The organism is Pseudomonas sp. NFPP07 (assembly GCF_900115645.1).
In the GTDB taxonomy this organism is placed as follows: domain Bacteria; phylum Pseudomonadota; class Gammaproteobacteria; order Pseudomonadales; family Pseudomonadaceae; genus Aquipseudomonas; species Aquipseudomonas chlororaphis.
In genome coordinates, this window is the sequence record NZ_FOXG01000025.1 from 1 (window position 1) to 1,633 (window position 1,633).

1 protein-coding gene and 1 CRISPR repeat array are annotated in these 1,633 nt (G+C 57.8%); the gene reads left to right on the plus strand.

Translation table 11 applies throughout. The features are described from left to right. Positions 1-631 precede the first annotated feature (631 nt). On the plus strand, positions 632-1,003 hold the full coding sequence (locus BM019_RS30340; protein ID WP_062823689.1) for a DUF6124 family protein: 372 nt from the start codon (positions 632-634) through the stop codon (positions 1,001-1,003). Between the two features lie 241 nt (positions 1,004-1,244). Then, a CRISPR array of direct repeats spans positions 1,245-1,632; the repeat unit is 28 nt; unit sequence GTTCACTGCCGAATAGGCAGCTTAGAAA. The last annotated feature ends 1 nt before the right edge of the window (position 1,633 follow it).

Sequence of the window (1,633 nt, forward strand, 5' to 3'; positions counted from 1 at the left end):
AAAGCCAAAGCCAAAGCCAAAGCCAAAGCCAAAGCCAAAGCCGGAGCCGGAGCCGGAGCAAAAGCGATGTTGCGGTTTGATGGTGGCCGGGTGGCCGACGTTAAACCCTGTAGCCGCTGCCGAGCCTGCGAGGCTGCGATCGACTGCGCAGCAGGCGCAGGATCTTGAGCCCGCTGGAGGACCTTCGGTCCTATCGCAGCCTGCGGCAGCGGCTACAGAGATCGCGGTTATATCGGAGCCTTTTGTAGGAGCGAGCTTGCTCGCGATCAGGTCCCGCGGCTGACAGGTTTGTCGTGTAAGACGCTGTCTGAAAGTGAGGCGCTTCGCTTTCCTTTGTAAGGCTTTTCCGAGAAACTCCGGGCCGCTTGCGTCTGGGAAGGGCGCTGTCTAGCCTCGGGTTTGTCACTGGTTTTTCAGTGATCGGGTTTAGCAGCTCGGTAAGTCTCAGGCGTATAAGACACCATGTCTTCCCGGTCGGATTTCATTCTGGCTGGTCTGTTATGGCGGCTGTACGTGGGGCACCTTCGGGTGCGCCGGGTTCCTGAGCCCTGGTCTGCTAACCCGCGTCCAGCTGCCACCCTCAATCGTTTAGCAGCGACGGGTGAACGCTCCATTGCTCGGGAGTTACACCATGAAAAAGCTCGTCCCCGATCCACCCGTTTCCCTGCCGTTCTCCCGCCGTAATCCAGACCACGACCAGGCCAATGAGCAGGTCCGTCAGGCGTTGGCCAACCATCCGGTGGAAGGTTCGTTGCTTGCAGCCTTGAAACCCACCGCGGCGGGGCCTGCGGGTAACGATTCGCTCTTCACCGTCCGCCCAGGCATCAGCGCCGAAGAGGCGTTGCTTCACGTCTCCATGCTGCTCAAGTCCGCCGAGGAGGTTTCCGACGAGATCACCGAACACGCCAGCGGTATCGAGCGTGGCCTGATCTGGTCGTTGGTGCATTCCGTGGAGATGGCGCGCGGAGTGGTGGATGCCTTGCTCGACGGAAATCGTCGCTGATCGGCAACGGCCCGCTGGCTGCGATCCTTCTTGATATTCGCGGCTGGTCGGGTCAGACAAAGCAAATCCATGACGCTAGTCTGAGCACCGGTGTTCTGCTCCCTGACGCTGACCCTTTTTTCCGAGCGGATTCCGGACCTATGTAAATCAAGCACTTACAAAGGTCCCCGAAAAGAGGGGTAAATACGGTGTTCAGCATGATTTCTCTTTGAAATCATGGTGCTATTGGGATATTTGTCTAGTTCACTGCCGAATAGGCAGCTTAGAAATTGCTACCCTGCGTCTGCACGCGCGACCCTGGGTTCACTGCCGAATAGGCAGCTTAGAAAAGGACGGCGTTCAGTACACCACGCTCGCAGAGGTTCACTGCCGAATAGGCAGCTTAGAAATTCAACGGCGGGCCGAACATCACCCCAGAACCGTTCACTGCCGAATAGGCAGCTTAGAAATGGGCGCTTGAGGTGGCGGGTGTCACTCGCGCGTTCACTGCCGAATAGGCAGCTTAGAAAGCGTCAAGCTCACGGCCGCCACGCAGCGCGATGTTCACTGCCGAATAGGCAGCTTAGAAAAACCTGTGGTGCGCGATATGCCAGTGCATTGCGTTCACTGCCGAATAGGCAGCTTAGAAAT

Coding starts and splice junctions, on each gene's coding strand:
- BM019_RS30340 (WP_062823689.1), top strand. CDS start 632: ATGAAAAAGCTCGTCCCCGATCCACCCGTTTCCCTGCCGTTCTCCCGC.